The organism is Proteus columbae, assembly GCF_009914335.1.
Classification (GTDB): Bacteria; Pseudomonadota; Gammaproteobacteria; order Enterobacterales; family Enterobacteriaceae; genus Proteus.
In genome coordinates this window covers 1,524,024-1,536,953 of the sequence record NZ_CP043925.1, presented here as the reverse complement: position 1 = coordinate 1,536,953, position 12,930 = coordinate 1,524,024, and the positions used below count along the sequence as shown (strand labels likewise).

The following is a 12,930-nucleotide window of genomic DNA, read 5'->3' as shown; positions in this document are numbered from 1 at the left end:
GATTTATGTAAGTGTTCAAATCTAAACTGAGAGAAAAATAAATATTATGCCGATCCTATTCATGGCTTGAATAGCGTTAGCCCATGACGATATATGAGCAACTAACCAGAGTTCATTGCTTAGTGGGCTGTGGTGAGTTGATTAATAGATAGGAGCTGCAATGAAATGTAGCAACAAATATTGCCAAGACGGCATTGAGTTTATTACCTGCTGCTCCGGTCGTGAATGTGGTTGCATGGGGCAACCAGTAGCAGCAACCAATTGCAAGGAATGCAATAAAGAAAACAGAGAGCCAACAGACGAGCGAGTTATTCAAGAATTGCAACATCTTGAATGGCTTGGTGATTAATAGATAGGAGATAGAGATGGAAATATGGTTTAAGGAGTTTGAGTCACACGGTCGTCAAATTCTAATCAAGAAAGCTCATGACGCCGATGAGTCAAAAATCGGGGTGCAATATTGCTGGCCAGAGAAACTTTTCGCGGTAGATTTTGGATTATGGATAGATTACGACGACGATGATGAGGAAAGCTTTAATGAAGCGGAAGAAGCACGCAACAAGCTATTCGACACCATCGATCAGGAAGCAGTAGATACCGCGGTGAGTAACTTAATTCAAAAACTCAAGCTTGATGATTAGCATCGTGTTTAGTTAATAACGGAGGGAGATAGAGATATGTTCGATTACATAAATGAGACTTACGGCTTAAACATTAAAAAAGGCGACCGTGTTCGATATACATTCGGTAATGGTTCAAAAGAAGGGACAATAGTTGGAGTTCACTCAGCTAGCCTGAAAATAAAAATGGATGGCGATGATTATGCAGATATCTATCATCCCACTTGGGAGCTTGAGTATCTCTAGTTAATAACGGAGGGAGTATGACAATAGATGATTTCCACAATGAAAAGCTACCCATGCCGAAATTATTTAGAGTTGTTAGTGTTGAGCTTGATGTGTTACGTAGCAAGCTTGGTAGTGGCTATGGCGTCATATTCGATTGCGACGAAACTGTAATAAGAAAAGTTCGCAGGGTTAAGTCAAAAATAGGCTGGCATTGGCAGTTGGTCAGGGAGCATAAAGACCAAGAGAAATGGGATTATTACATAGAGTCAGACAGGGAAAGTCTTAACAATATTAATTATGAATACGGACTGATGAAATAGTTAGGATGGAGTATGGCAGCAATCGCAAAAGCCCTCGGTCAGCAGTAACCCACCACTTAATCATTCATATCGCTATTAATAGTGAGGAATACGCACATAAGGAACATAGAAAATGGCAAATGAATTAGTCGTAATTGAACAAGCTACGGCGCTAGATTTGTTTACGGCACCAGAAAAAGTAAATCAGATGCTAGAGCACATTAAATCTCTTGCAGAAGAAGAGCGAAAAGAACTCGATAGTGATTTATCTGTGGCTAAAAACCGAAAAGCATTCGCTTCTCTGGCATACAAAGTAACTCAAACAAAAACAGCTATTGATAAGGCTGGCAAGCTGGTTGTTGATGACCTGAAAGAATTACCTAAGAAAGTAGATGCCGCACGTAAGCTATTTCGAGACGAACTTGACTCACTGAGTGATGGTATTCGAAAGCCACTAACAGAGTGGGAAGAGCAAGAAAAAGCTCGCGAAGAAGCCGAAGCACTTAAGAAGCAAATCGAAGTTGATCACGAAGAAGCTCTGCAAATGAACGAATTGTTTGATTTACGCAAAGCCGAAGAAGAACGCAAGCGCATTGCTCGTGAAGAAGAAATGAAGCGACAAGCTGCTGAGCAAGCAAGACTCGAAGCTGAACGTAAAGCACGGCAAGAAATTGAAGCAGCAGCGCGGCGTGAGCGTGAAGCAAAAGAAGCCGCTGAGCGTGCAGAGCGTGAAAAGCAGGAAGCAATTCAACGTGCAGAGCAAGCGACAAAAGAAGCCAAGGAAAAGGCAGAGCGTGATGCTAAAGAAGCTCAGGAACGAGCAGAACGCGAGAAGCAATCAGCTATCGAAGCTGAGCGCAAGAAAGCACAAGAAGCAGAACAAGCGCGATTAGCAGAAGTTGAACGTAAGCGTCAGGAAGAAGCTAAACGTCAGGCTGATAAGGAGCATCAGAAAGCAATTAACAATCAAGCTATGCAAGATTTAATTGATGCTGGTATTCCAGAAGAGTGTGCTAAGAATTGCATTATCGCTATCGCTAAAAACCTAGTATCAAACGTAAAAATTCACTACTAACCCACTGCACCAACACCAGATAACCACCCTATCGCCCACCTAGCGAGGTAAAAATGAAATCAGAATATTACATCACTATGCGTGATTGCATGGCGGTGCGTATCACTACGCCTCAAGCACGTAAAAACAAACGTACAAGTCCATGGTTGTTCAGTTTAGCTGTGGTCATTGTGACAACCGTTGGCGTAATACCGACATTTGTAAGCTGAGGTGATTATGCAAATTTCATACAGCTACTCGAACGGAACTCGGGTAGTAGACGGCAAGACAGTCATGGAATTTGACGAAAGTAGCAAGCTTAGTATTGAGACAGGAAGTTTCGCTGAGTTGGCTAAATTAACGGAAATTGACTCAGTTGAGGCAATGGAATATGCACTCGATTGTGACGATGAATCGCTTGAGCGGACTATCAATGCGATTGGTAAGGAAGCCTTTATTAACAGGATATTACGTGTTTCTAAGCTAAGGAGGGTTGCGTGATTACCAGCACCTACGGACTCAGAAACGACTGGTACGAACGCCAAATGGAAAAACAAGCGTTTGTTAATTCTCAGGAAGAGAAAATATCAGTTGATGATGTCATGGATAGCCTGCCCGAAGAACTACTGTGCATGGATTTGGCAAGGAAGTTAAATCCAGTATTTGAAATCAGCCCTCAGGCACTGGATGCAGTTTTAGATGGAATTAGAACAGCTATTCAGATCGGGATAGATAAAGAGGTTTTAGGATGAAACCCGGTATCTATTACGACATTTCAAATGAGGACTATCACCATGGATTAGGGGTTAGTAAATCTCAGTTGGACGATATAGCAAGAAGCCCTGCGTTTTATAAATGGAAGAAAAATGCACCATTAGACACGGAAAAGTTGAAGGCTTTAGATATGGGTACCGCCCTTCACTGCTTACTTTTAGAGCCAGATGAATTTTTAAATAGGTTCATTGAGGCTCCTGAATTTAACAGAAGGACGAAGGATGGTAAGCAGGAAGAAAAGGACTTTCTAAAAGAATGTGATGATTCAGGGAAGACTGTAATGGATCACGAACAGCATCGGAAGCTGAAAATAATGCGTGATAGTGTCCTCGCCCACCACGCGGCAAGGTATTTTCTTGAGGCTGACGGTTATAGCGAGGCGTCAATTTACTGGGAAGATGCAGACACGGAAGAATTATGCAGGATTAGACCAGACAAGTTTTTATCAAATCAGCCAGTAATTATCGATGTAAAAAAAGTAGCCGATATGAGTCGATTTGATCGTCACATCGAAGAGTTTCGCTATCACGTTCAGCATGCAATGTATCAGGAAGGTTATTTGCAACATTTTGGGGAGTCACCAATTTTCCTCTTTCTTGCTGTAAGCGAAACAATTGATTGTGGAAGATATCCAGTTCACGTCTTTGAGTTAGATTCAGAGGACGTTGATGTTGGGTTTAGTTTATTCAAACAAAATTTACATACTTTTCATGAGTGCCGTATCAATGATGACTGGGGCGGCATAGAACCTATATCACGCCCTGCGTGGGCTAAACGGAGGGATTAATATGTCTCAAGAAATAACAACTATCAATACAGAACATGAGGCTGACACATCAACCGCAATATTCAGCCCATCAGGATTACAAAAGCTTCAGGCATTTGCAGAGATTATGTCTCAAGGTGTTGCTACTGTTCCGAGACATTTAGCAGGCAAGCCAGCGGATTGTTTAGCTGTGGCGTTACAGGCGGCTCAATGGCGAATGAATCCATATGCGGTAGCTCAAAAAACCCACTTAGTTAATGGCGTGCTCGGCTACGAGGCTCAGCTAGTCAACGCTGTTGTTACAAGTTCAAAAGCTGTTAATGGTCGATTTCATTACCGATATGGCGGTGATTGGGAGCGAATAACGGGAACAAAAGACAAGTCTGACGAAGCCGGGTTATTTGTTCAGGTTGGGGCCATTCTTCATGGTGAGGATGAAATCACATGGGGTGAGCCGCTTTATATGATTGATATCACCACCAGAAATTCACCGTTATGGAAAACAGCACCAAAGCAGCAGATTGCCTATCTAGCAGTTAAGTATTGGGCTCGCCTTTATTGCCCCGAAGTTATCCTCGGAGTTTACACACCTGACGAATTTGATTCAGAGCCTAGAACGGCAAGGGATATAACGCCAAAAACAACAAAGCAGTCACTTAATAATTTGATTAACAACAAACCACAAAATAATGATGAAACAGAAAAGCCAGCCGATAAACGCACGCCCGATGAGTTGTTATCTGATTTCACTAACGCGGCAAGCAGTGCAAAAACAACTGATGAACTCAATAAGCTTTACAGATACGCAGGTAAATGGCTGGCTAATGAGTCTGATCTGCTCTCAAAGGCGACTGATGTTTATCAAATTCGCAAAGATGAATTAATGGGTGTTATTTAATGGATTTTTAATTTCAAGGATGAAACACACCCTACCCTTTATTTAACCCACGGATTCAGTGCAAGGATGCAAACAGGAGATAGATATGAAAAAGCAAACAGTGGATTTACTAAATTCTAATGACGAAACTATTTTGATGATGCAAGGCAGCCAAACCAAAGAGCAAGTTATCGACACTGCAATTAAAGAAAACATTATTTGTGAAAGCGATAAATCGGAATGGGTTAATTGCGATCGCGTTGATGTTTGTTATTACAAGGCAGTTCCTCGTGATGGTTATTCAGCATATTACTATCCATCAAATAAAGATGTTAAAGGTGCATTTTTAGCGACAGCTTTAATTATCTTTTAATTTAACTCTCAGGGATGCAATGAAGAGGAATGAATATGAAATTAACAGATAAGCAAATTAAAACATTAGACATTGTGAGAGACAAGTTTGGGACTGGAGTTGATGGCAGAACGCTTAAATCTTTTGAGAAAAAAGGGTTAATTAGACAAACAATCATTGGCTGGACATTAACAAAGTCAGGGTTTGACATGTTGAATGAGGTGGAGTGATGGATAAATACAAGCCCGAACTAATTAACGGCAAACCAGTTATTTTATTAAATGGAAATATGATTGAGAAAGGATTTATTTCATATTCAGATGCAGAAAAAAGAGCTAATAACTTAAATTCTAAATTCAAAGTAGCCAGCTCATATAAAACAAGATAACCATGCAAATAATCGGATATGTATTACTCATACTAATACAGGGTTCTGCTGTGCCTGTAACGGAAGATATATACACGCAATCGGAATGCAATAAACGTGCTGAATATTTAATGTCAGTGAGGAATGTTGAGGTTATTTGTGGAGAGGTGATGAGGGAATGAATAAATTAAGAGAGAGAATAATAGAAGTTCTTCAATGTAATCAGCTTACCACAGACGAACTATATCACTTATGCAGCCCTGATTATTCAAGGAGTCAGGTTAGTTGTGTGATTGGTCACTTGGAAGCAGGCGGAATTATTAATAAAAATACTTGTGAATATTGGGAGTTAATCAATGAATAGATACACCGAACTATCTGACTTCGAGATTAATAAAAAGGTTGCTGAGAGTCTTAAATTAAACACAATTGCATACGAACGTACTGAAATAGTTTTGTTTGATGATATGGATGCAACGCCTTTCGCCCCTTGCAACAACCCATCTGACGCAATGCCGATTATTATTGGAAATAAAATAGGAATGAATTTTATTGGTAATATCGTTGGCTGGTCTGCGAGTCATATTTGTGAAAGCAAAGGTGAACTTGAGGTTTACGATAAAAACTATTATCGCGCAGCTATGACTTGCTTTCTGATTATGAAGGATGCGGAGAATGAAGGCTGACTACGGAGGTAGCCACACACCAAAGGAATTGCGTGATAGATGGCAAACTCCCATACCTTTATTCACAGCACTGGACGCTGAATTCGGTTTCTATTTAGATGCTGCCGCCGATAAAAATAATGCACTCTGCTCTCATTACCTCACCGAAAAAGACGACTCGTTAAATTGCGACTGGGAAAGTTATGGTGCTATTTGGATAAACCCACCCTATTCTGATATTCAGCCCTGGATTAATAAAGCCGCCGAACAATGTAAAAGGCAATTACAGCCTATCGTGATGTTAATTCCTGCTGATACTTCTGTCGGTTGGTTTAATTCTGCATTAGAAACAGTTGATGAAGTAAGACTAATTACAGGAGGAAGAATATCTTTTATTAATGCAGGAACAAGCAAACCAGTTAATGGAAATAATAAAGGCTCAATGCTTTTAATATGGCGACCATACATCAAACCACGAAAGATAATTAATACTGTCGATAGAGACGAGTTAATTAATATCGGCAATAAAATATTAAATGAATGGAAAATAGCATAGGTGAATTATGAGATTAATAATTCGAGGTGAAGTCACGCCCACAGAAAGGATTGCTATTAATGAGGCGCTGGAAGCCCATAAAAAGAAATATAATCGAACTGGAATAATCGTTAGCCACAAAATAAAGATAGGAAAGAATATTTATCCCGTCGAAATAGAAAACTGTCGTAAATCATATATGGTCACTTTGCGCAATAAAAGGCAAAGGCTATGAATGCACAGGCAATGGAAAACGCACGAAGGCAAATAGCAAAGGAATGCTTAATTGAGCTCAGAAGCCACGGAATACCAAGCGACAAACTGACCACTCAGATCCTCGATAAATACACACCGAAGTTTAAGCCTCTAAATCACATGAACTATCAGGACAAGATGATCCTATCGTATTACCTACGGAAATTACAAAAGGAAGAGAAAGATGGATAGAACATTAATGACTAGTGATGAAGTAATGAATAAATTAGGTATTTCATCCAGACAAACACTATGGGATTACGAGCGAAGAAGGAAGTTTCCTCGCCCTATTAGATTGAGACCTAAAGCATACCTGAGAACAGATGTTTATAAGTGGATTAAAAACGGCGGTGCTAGTCAGATAACTCCCTAACGTGATCCATTATTTTAGTAAAGTGTATCTCATACGCCTTTCTTTGCTCATCAATCCAGTCATGCTTATTATACACAGACATGATCCCACCAAGCTCATGCCCTAGCATTTTCTCTATGACATGCGGGGCAACACCCTCCTCTGATAACCTAGTAGCTAGAGAGCGCCTAAAATCATGAGTTCTCCAGTATTCTAAGTTCATTTCATCTCTTATTCTTCCAACATATCTATTGGCAGCAGCTATTGTTATTGGCTTGCTAATATCTTGCCCTGGGAATAAATAATCTTTGTATGTGATTAGTGCCTTATTTAATAATGGCTCTATTCCATCAAATATAGGTCTTCTTATTGTGTTTTTTGCCTTGCTATATTCAGGAGTAATAGTCCATACTTTCTCCTTCAAGTCAAAGTCTGACTTTCTCGATCTTCTGAGTTCTGATAGTCTGCATCCCCATAGCATGGCCATTTGATGCAAAAGCTTATTAGACGTTGACGCTCTGCTTCTTTCTATTGCTATCCATATTTTAGCAAGCTCATTATATGTCAGAACCCTCTCGCCTTTATTTGTTCTTATACCTATATCTTTTGGGCTTATCTTCATCAACTCGCATGAGTTAATAAACTGCCTTCTAATGCACCAATTTATAGCTGACTTTAGCTGTACAAATATAGTTCTTGCTTTCTTGGGGTTCTCTTTTTCGAAAGCCAAAAATAAATCCATCCAGTTTTTAGAGGATATCTCCTCTATATCAATGCCAGTAAAGATATTTCTGGTATTTTTAACAACAACAGCCTCATACAATAGTATTGTATTCTCTCTCAGTTGCGGGAAGTAGGTTTGCTTCCAATAAGAGATGCAGTCATGCAATGTAACAATGTTTCTGCTTTCTTTCCCATCATGATGTCTAGGATCGTTTCCCCTAGCAACACACTCCTTAATTTCATCAGCCCTTACCCTAGCATCTCTAAGAGTAACTATTGGGTATCTACCAATGCTAATTCTATGCTGCTTTCCATCTAATCTATATCTGCATTGGAAGGTAATCACTCCCTTTGGAGATATCCTAACGCTGAGACCATCTTCATCAGCTACTTCTGGTTTACCTGAATATGGTTTACCATTAATAGATCTAAGCTTCGTGTCACTAAGAGCCATAATATTTTGTACTCACTCTTTTTTGTAGTTTTGTACTCATTCTGTACTCAATATGGCATGGACGATACTGGACAGTAAAGGACATTAGCACCCAAAAGAGCGAAATAGTTGATATCAAGGTGCTATAAATAGCAATAAATCAATGAATTAAAACATAAATTATTACGGTAGATAACATTGACTAACACAATCAAACAACCAACGTTCTATGTTCATGACTACGAAACCTTTGGCACGCACCCAGCACTTGATCGCCCTGCGCAATTTGCGGGTGTAAGAACCGATATGGATTTCAATATTATTGAAGATCCTCTCGTTATTTATTGCAAGCCTAATGATGATTATCTGCCTCACCCAGAAGCCGTGATGATCACAGGAATAACGCCACAAGTTGCGGCAAAAAATGGGGTGATTGAAGCCGAATTTACTCGTCAAATTCATCAAGCTTTTAGCCAACCTAATAGTTGTATTATGGGCTATAACAACCTTCGATTTGATGATGAAGTCACACGAAATATCCTTTATCGTAATTTTTATGATCCTTATGCTTATAGTTGGCAAAAAGGAAATTCACGTTGGGATTTACTTGATGTTTTACGTGCCTGTTATGCACTGCGCCCTGAAGGTATTGTTTGGCCTGAAAATGAAGACGGTTTTCCAAGCTTCCGTTTAGAATTATTAACCAAAGCAAATGGTATTTCTCATGAGAATGCACATGATGCGATGTCTGATGTTTATGCCACCATTGCGATGGCAAAAAAATTAAAACAAGCTCAACCGCGCATGTTTGATTATTTCTTTAATTTACGCGATAAACGCAAAGTACAGGCGCTAATTGATATTCCAGCAATGACACCGATTGTGCATGTTTCAGGTATGTTTGGTGCCGCACGCTCTAATTTGAGCCTTGTTGCACCATTAGCGTGGCATCCTGATAATCGCAATGCAGTTATTGTTTGCGACTTAGCCGCAGATATATCGCCTTTATTAACACTCGATTCAGACCAATTGCGTGAACGTTTATATACACCACGTAGTGAATTATCAGTCGATGAGCCACCAGTTCCAATTAAATTACTGCATATTAATAAATGCCCCATTGTGGCACCGCAAAATACATTAAGACAGCAAGATGCAGATAGAATTGGTTTAGATGTTGATACTTGTTTAAAAAACCAGGCACTATTATTTTCTCATCCTGAAATACGCAATAAAGTCGTGGAAATATTTGCACAACAAACACCTTTTGTAGTCTCTGATAATGTTGATTCACAAATTTATAATGGTTTTTTCAGTGAAAATGATCGTAGTGCGATGGAGATTATTCGCTCAACGCAACCACAGAATTTACCCGCTTTAGACTTAACATTTGAAGATGCGAGAATGGAACCTCTGTTTTTCCGTTATCGAGCAAGAAATTATCCTTCAACGCTTAATTATGACGAACAACAACGTTGGTTGGCGCATAGAAAAGAGATGTTAACGCCAGAAAAACTAACCGAATATATTAATACTATTCAGTTATTAGCTGAAGAACATGCCGATAACGAGGAAAAATTAAAACAGCTACAAGAGCTTTATTTATATGCTCAAGAGATTGCGAGCTAATTGATAAAATAAAAGGCGGGTTTTATCCTGCCTTTATTCTTTAATTTAATAAACACAATCTACAACAATTATTTTTTATTCTCTGTATTAGCATCATTATGAGCATGTCCACAGCCACACTCTTCTCCCCAATATTTTAGTTTTGAGGTTTTACCAATACCCGGGTTCATGCTATTGGTTGGATCGTTATGCTTATAGAATGCTTTTAATTGAGGTTTAGCATAATACATATGACCTACGTTATGCTCTGCGGGATATTCAGCTCCACGCTGATCTAATAACGCCAGCATTTCTGCTTTTAATGCTTTAGCATCAACACCTTTTTTAATAATATAATCTTGATGCATAACGTGACACATAAAATGCCCACAATAGAGTTTATAAAGTAATTTATTCTCTATTTCAGGTGGTAGCTTTTCAAACCAATCTTTGTCATTACGGCGCAATGCAATATCTAATGGCAACACATCTTCTACATCATTAACATGAACGGCATGATAACGCACAGCAGCACCTGCGGCAGCAAAACGATGCAAAAAGGCTTTATTTCCCTCTTCTTCAGTACATTCAAAATAATCACCTGATGCTAGCTTAAAGTATTCTTTTAAATAAGTTGCGGCTTCTTCAATTCCATCATCTGCCATTCTTAACATAAGATGATGTTCATATTTGTCACGAAAATCAGTCATACGCTCTGGTAAATGAGCTGGCCATAGTTTGCTCATAAACTGCATGGTTCTGTCCACCATGTTTTTAGGTAAGAAAGGCACTTTATTTAATACCGCATCTACTCGCCCTTTTACGGCAAATAATATTGGCATTTTATCTGTACCTAATTTATCAATCACCAAAAATGTGTCTTTTCCATACACTTCAGCCATTTTGTAATAGCTTCTATGCATATATTCCCCAGCAACAGGCAACTTTTTAAAATGGCTTAAAATATGACGACGAATATCTTCAAGTTCGTCCGGATTATTAGTACCAATATAAAAAACCTGAGTGCGATGATCTGCTGGAAAAGTATCTAATCTCACAGCAAATACCGATAATTTTCCTGCACTCCCTGCTGCTTCATATAAACGCCGTTCATCATTGTTAAAACGAGAAGGTGTATTAGCATCGACATCACGTATACGCTCATGATATTCATGATCAGAGGCTAGTTTTTCTGTCGTTTGTATCTGTTTTTCATGATAATGACGATTATCTAAATTAGTTAATATCTCTTCTGGTGTTTCACCTAAATCAATACCTAAATGGTTAACTAATTCAGCTTCACCTTTTTCATTAACGCGAGCATAAAGCGATAATTCGGTATAAGCAGGCCCGCGGCGAACTAAAGCGCCGCCCGAGTTGTTACAAATTCCTCCTATCACCGACGCACCAATACAAGAAGAGCCAATAACAGAATGAGGTTCTCGCCCTAATGGCTTTAATACTTTTTCTAAATGCCATAACGTACTACCAGGGAAAGCAATAACTTGATTATGCTCTGAAAGAACCTGTATTTTATCTTGGCGTAATGTACTAATAATCACGATATCTCTATCATAATCATCACCATTAGGCGTTGAACCCTCTGTTAATCCAGTATTCGCCGCTTGCATAATAATAATTTTATCGGCTTCGACACAGGTTTTAAAAACTCGCCACTGTTCTAATAGATTAGCGGGAAAGACAACAGCCAACGCCTTACCTTGCCCTGAACGAAAACCTTTGCGATAACGTTCTGTTTTATGTGCTTGTGTTAATACTTGTTTTTTACCAACGATACCTTCAAGTTTGCGAATAAAATGTTGATTTACAGAACTATTACTCTCATTCATTTTACCTATCCTATTCCTGTCTTGTCTGATTAATCTTTTATTTGCCCATTTTTATTATTACTCATAAGACTATGTGCAAAATATAAACTTATCATTTATATAACTGCTTTTATACTGCTATCCTCATTTCTTTAAAAATAACATTTATTGATTTATAATCACTTTTATTATTTAAAGATAATTGCGATATTTATTTCTTAAATAGAATATAAATAAGTATTATTTTAATATTTATTCTATTGTTAGCTTTTCTCTTGCTAACTGATCCCATGCTTGGCAACTTCGGCTTTTATAGCCGTTTTTATTATTTGCTAGTGCTATTTGATATGACAATGTAGGTTCCACTACAGGAAGAACAACCAAATCATCAATAGGATTTTTATTACACATACTGTTGGGTAAAAGTGTTACTCCTACACCTGCTTTTACCATGGCGATAATTAAATCCAGATGGTTACTACGTCCCGCAATAATAGGCACTGTATTGTAAATACCACAAGCACTATAAATTAAATCATTAATACGAAAATCTTCAGAAAAGAAGATAAAAGGTTCATTAATCAACTCTTTGAAATGAATTTCCTTTTTTATAGCTAAAGAATGAGATGGTGACATTAATAGCATTAAGTGATCTTCTGAAAAAGGTGTTAATTCAAAAATATCTTCATTAAAAGGCAATACGACAGCGGCAGTTTCAACTCTGCCTTCTCTCATGGCATCAGCCATTTGCTTAGTACCCAATTCAAATATTTTTAGTTCAACTAGAGGATGGCGAGAGCTAAATGCCATAATAATATCAGCAAAATACGTCGAAGCTATTACAGGAGGTAATCCAACATTTAATGTCCCTGTTAATGGCCCAGACTTGTCCTGTAATGCTTTATTCATATTATTAAATTGTGCAATTATCTGTTTTGCATGTTCAAACAATATTGCACCATCATCCGTTAATCTAACGCCATCAACTTCTCTCACTAATAAAATAACACCCAATTCATCTTCTAATTTTTTAATACTACGACTAATTGCAGGTTGAGTGATAAATAGCGCATCAGCGGCTCGGCTAAAGCCATTTAATTGAACAACCTCAACAAAATAGCGTAATGTACGAATATTCATTAGCAATATTTACCTTATTACATTTAGTTATGCCCTTAATGATAATAAACCAT

At 38.4% G+C, this 12,930-nt stretch carries 19 protein-coding genes; 16 read left to right on the top strand and 3 right to left on the bottom strand.

The genetic code is table 11. The features are described from left to right. Nucleotides 1–160 precede the first annotated feature (160 nt). The 15 genes from F1325_RS07275 (at nt 161) to F1325_RS07205 (ending at nt 6,772) form a co-directional block, all read left to right on the top strand. Nucleotides 161–349 carry a hypothetical protein gene (locus F1325_RS07275; RefSeq protein WP_160230213.1) on the top strand — a complete coding sequence of 63 codons (189 nt, stop codon included), beginning with the start codon at nt 161–163 and terminating at the stop codon, nt 347–349. Nucleotides 350–365: 16 nt separating this feature from the next. Next, a complete protein-coding gene (locus F1325_RS07270) occupies nt 366–641 on the top strand; it encodes a hypothetical protein (RefSeq protein WP_109395763.1) in 276 nt (91 codons plus the stop codon). A gap of 36 nt (nt 642–677) precedes the next feature. Then, a complete protein-coding gene (locus F1325_RS07265) occupies nt 678–866 on the top strand; it encodes a hypothetical protein (protein WP_160230212.1) in 189 nt (62 codons plus the stop codon). Nucleotides 867–883: 17 nt separating this feature from the next. Next, a complete protein-coding gene (locus F1325_RS07260) occupies nt 884–1,168 on the top strand; it encodes a hypothetical protein (RefSeq protein WP_036935812.1) in 285 nt (94 codons plus the stop codon). Nucleotides 1,169–1,280: 112 nt separating this feature from the next. Next, nucleotides 1,281–2,222, top strand: a complete 942-nt coding sequence (locus tag F1325_RS07255) for a cell envelope biogenesis protein TolA (RefSeq protein ID WP_160230211.1) — start codon at nt 1,281–1,283, stop codon at nt 2,220–2,222. 327 nt (nt 2,223–2,549) lie between these two features. After that, a complete protein-coding gene (locus F1325_RS19295) occupies nt 2,550–2,702 on the top strand; it encodes a hypothetical protein (RefSeq protein ID WP_244313549.1) in 153 nt (50 codons plus the stop codon). Beyond that, on the top strand, nt 2,699–2,953 hold the full coding sequence (locus F1325_RS07245; RefSeq protein WP_160230209.1) for a hypothetical protein: 255 nt from the start codon (nt 2,699–2,701) through the stop codon (nt 2,951–2,953). The genes F1325_RS19295 and F1325_RS07245 overlap by 4 nt, the downstream gene beginning before the upstream one ends. Next, complete coding sequence (locus tag F1325_RS07240; RefSeq protein ID WP_160230208.1) at nt 2,950–3,762, top strand: PD-(D/E)XK nuclease-like domain-containing protein; 813 nt, start codon at nt 2,950–2,952, stop codon at nt 3,760–3,762. The genes F1325_RS07245 and F1325_RS07240 overlap by 4 nt, the downstream gene beginning before the upstream one ends. 1 nt (nt 3,763) lies before the next feature. Beyond that, nucleotides 3,764–4,639, top strand: a complete 876-nt coding sequence (locus F1325_RS07235; RefSeq protein WP_160230207.1) for a RecT family recombinase — start codon at nt 3,764–3,766, stop codon at nt 4,637–4,639. A gap of 85 nt (nt 4,640–4,724) precedes the next feature. Then, nucleotides 4,725–4,991 carry a hypothetical protein gene (locus F1325_RS07230; protein WP_160230206.1) on the top strand — a complete coding sequence of 89 codons (267 nt, stop codon included), beginning with the start codon at nt 4,725–4,727 and terminating at the stop codon, nt 4,989–4,991. Between the two features lie 35 nt (nt 4,992–5,026). Further along, on the top strand, nt 5,027–5,200 hold the full coding sequence (locus F1325_RS07225) for a hypothetical protein (RefSeq protein WP_244313548.1): 174 nt from the start codon (nt 5,027–5,029) through the stop codon (nt 5,198–5,200). After that, a complete protein-coding gene (locus tag F1325_RS07220; RefSeq protein WP_160230204.1) occupies nt 5,200–5,358 on the top strand; it encodes a hypothetical protein in 159 nt (52 codons plus the stop codon). The genes F1325_RS07225 and F1325_RS07220 overlap by 1 nt, the downstream gene beginning before the upstream one ends. Nucleotides 5,359–5,693: 335 nt before the next feature. Continuing rightward, a complete protein-coding gene (locus tag F1325_RS07215) occupies nt 5,694–6,023 on the top strand; it encodes a phage protein NinX family protein (protein WP_160230203.1) in 330 nt (109 codons plus the stop codon). Then, entirely contained in the window at nt 6,013–6,558 is a 546-nt protein-coding gene (locus tag F1325_RS07210) for a phage N-6-adenine-methyltransferase (RefSeq protein WP_160230202.1), read from the top strand. The genes F1325_RS07215 and F1325_RS07210 overlap by 11 nt, the downstream gene beginning before the upstream one ends. Nucleotides 6,559–6,565: 7 nt before the next feature. Further along, nucleotides 6,566–6,772: a DUF4060 family protein gene (locus F1325_RS07205; RefSeq protein WP_069367891.1), complete on the top strand. Its 207-nt coding sequence runs from the start codon at nt 6,566–6,568 to the stop codon at nt 6,770–6,772. Nucleotides 6,773–7,145: 373 nt separating this feature from the next. On the opposite strand, the gene F1325_RS07195 is transcribed toward F1325_RS07205, so the two are convergent. Beyond that, nucleotides 7,146–8,321: a tyrosine-type recombinase/integrase gene (locus F1325_RS07195; protein WP_160230201.1), complete on the bottom strand. Its 1,176-nt coding sequence runs from the start codon at nt 8,319–8,321 to the stop codon at nt 7,146–7,148. 177 nt (nt 8,322–8,498) lie between these two features. On the opposite strand from F1325_RS07195, the gene sbcB reads away from it, so the two are divergent. Next, a complete protein-coding gene (sbcB, locus tag F1325_RS07190; RefSeq protein ID WP_160230200.1) occupies nt 8,499–9,929 on the top strand; it encodes an exodeoxyribonuclease I in 1,431 nt (476 codons plus the stop codon). Between the two features lie 68 nt (nt 9,930–9,997). Here the strand turns inward: sbcB and dld are convergent, their stop codons facing one another. Continuing rightward, nucleotides 9,998–11,758: a D-lactate dehydrogenase gene (gene dld, locus F1325_RS07185; protein ID WP_109372870.1), complete on the bottom strand. Its 1,761-nt coding sequence runs from the start codon at nt 11,756–11,758 to the stop codon at nt 9,998–10,000. A gap of 231 nt (nt 11,759–11,989) precedes the next feature. Continuing rightward, nucleotides 11,990–12,877 (bottom strand): LysR family transcriptional regulator, encoded by an 888-nt coding sequence (locus F1325_RS07180; RefSeq protein WP_109372869.1) that lies wholly within the window; start codon nt 12,875–12,877, stop codon nt 11,990–11,992. Between the last annotated feature and the right edge of the window lie 53 nt (nt 12,878–12,930).

Bases quoted from the DNA above. Each gene is read 5' to 3' on its own strand.
- F1325_RS07275 (WP_160230213.1), top strand. From the start codon at position 161: ATGAAATGTAGCAACAAATATTGCCAAGACGGCATTGAGTTTATTACC.
- F1325_RS07270 (WP_109395763.1), top strand. From the start codon at position 366: ATGGAAATATGGTTTAAGGAGTTTGAGTCACACGGTCGTCAAATTCTA.
- F1325_RS07265 (WP_160230212.1), top strand. From the start codon at position 678: ATGTTCGATTACATAAATGAGACTTACGGCTTAAACATTAAAAAAGGC.
- F1325_RS07260 (WP_036935812.1), top strand. From the start codon at position 884: ATGACAATAGATGATTTCCACAATGAAAAGCTACCCATGCCGAAATTA.
- F1325_RS07255 (WP_160230211.1), top strand. From the start codon at position 1,281: ATGGCAAATGAATTAGTCGTAATTGAACAAGCTACGGCGCTAGATTTG.
- F1325_RS07240 (WP_160230208.1), top strand. From the start codon at position 2,950: ATGAAACCCGGTATCTATTACGACATTTCAAATGAGGACTATCACCAT.
- F1325_RS07235 (WP_160230207.1), top strand. From the start codon at position 3,764: ATGTCTCAAGAAATAACAACTATCAATACAGAACATGAGGCTGACACA.
- F1325_RS07230 (WP_160230206.1), top strand. From the start codon at position 4,725: ATGAAAAAGCAAACAGTGGATTTACTAAATTCTAATGACGAAACTATT.
- F1325_RS07225 (WP_244313548.1), top strand. From the start codon at position 5,027: ATGAAATTAACAGATAAGCAAATTAAAACATTAGACATTGTGAGAGAC.
- F1325_RS07220 (WP_160230204.1), top strand. From the start codon at position 5,200: ATGGATAAATACAAGCCCGAACTAATTAACGGCAAACCAGTTATTTTA.
- F1325_RS07215 (WP_160230203.1), top strand. From the start codon at position 5,694: ATGAATAGATACACCGAACTATCTGACTTCGAGATTAATAAAAAGGTT.
- F1325_RS07210 (WP_160230202.1), top strand. From the start codon at position 6,013: ATGAAGGCTGACTACGGAGGTAGCCACACACCAAAGGAATTGCGTGAT.
- F1325_RS07205 (WP_069367891.1), top strand. From the start codon at position 6,566: ATGAGATTAATAATTCGAGGTGAAGTCACGCCCACAGAAAGGATTGCT.
- F1325_RS07195 (WP_160230201.1), bottom strand. From the start codon at position 8,321: ATGGCTCTTAGTGACACGAAGCTTAGATCTATTAATGGTAAACCATAT.
- dld (WP_109372870.1), bottom strand. From the start codon at position 11,758: ATGAATGAGAGTAATAGTTCTGTAAATCAACATTTTATTCGCAAACTT.
- F1325_RS07180 (WP_109372869.1), bottom strand. From the start codon at position 12,877: ATGAATATTCGTACATTACGCTATTTTGTTGAGGTTGTTCAATTAAAT.